This is a genomic window from Marinobacter sp. G5_S1_61_S3 (assembly GCF_054968585.1).
On the sequence record NZ_JBQKUK010000042.1, the window covers coordinates 1 to 873 of the forward strand.

The 873-nt window shown below is 61.1% G+C and carries 1 protein-coding gene; it reads left to right on the forward strand.

The window, feature by feature from the left end; translation table 11 throughout:
- On the forward strand, positions 1-873 hold an 873-nt coding region (locus ACTRWH_RS20440), incomplete at both ends, for an aldehyde dehydrogenase family protein (RefSeq protein WP_462826796.1).

Consider the following 873-nt stretch of genomic DNA (forward strand, 5'->3'; position numbering starts at 1 on the left):
GGCGTGATCGGGGTGATCAGCCCCTGGAACCTGCCATTGCTGCTGATGACTTGGAAAGTCGGGCCTGCTCTGGCCTGTGGCAACACCGTGGTGGTCAAGCCCTCCGAGGAAACCCCCACCACCACCGCCCTGCTGGGCGAAGTGATGAAAGACTCTGGCGTACCGGACGGGGTGTTCAACGTGGTTCACGGCTTCGGTGGGGATTCCGCCGGGGCTTTCCTCACCGAGCATCCGTTGGTGGATGGTTTCACCTTTACCGGCGAGACCGGCACCGGCGAAGTCATCATGAAGGCTGCCGCCAAGGGCATCCGGGATATCTCCCTGGAGCTGGGTGGCAAGAACGCCGGCCTGGTGTTCGCCGACTGCGATATGGACAAGGCCATCGAGGGCACCATGCGCTCAGCCTTCGCCAACTGTGGCCAGGTTTGCCTGGGCACCGAGCGGGTTTACGTCGAGCGTTCCATCTTCGACGAGTTCGTTGGCCGACTGAAAGAAGCCGCAGAAGGCATGAAGATTGGTCCGCCGGATGATGCCGAGGCGGATATGGGGCCACTGGTCAGCCTCAAACACCGGGAAAAGGTTCTGTCCTATTACCAGAAAGCCGTTGATGACGGTGCCACGGTAGTGACCGGTGGTGGCGTTCCCGGTATGCCGGAGGAGCTGGTCGGTGGTGCCTGGGTTCAGCCCACCATCTGGACCGGTTTGCCGGAAAGTTCGACGGTGATTACCGATGAAATCTTCGGCCCCTGTGTCCACCTGTGCCCGTTCGACACCGAAGAGGAAGCTATCGAACTGGCCAACAGCCTTCCTTACGGACTGGCATCAGCAATCTGGAGCGAGAACATTACCCGCGCTCACCGAGTCGCAGGCCAG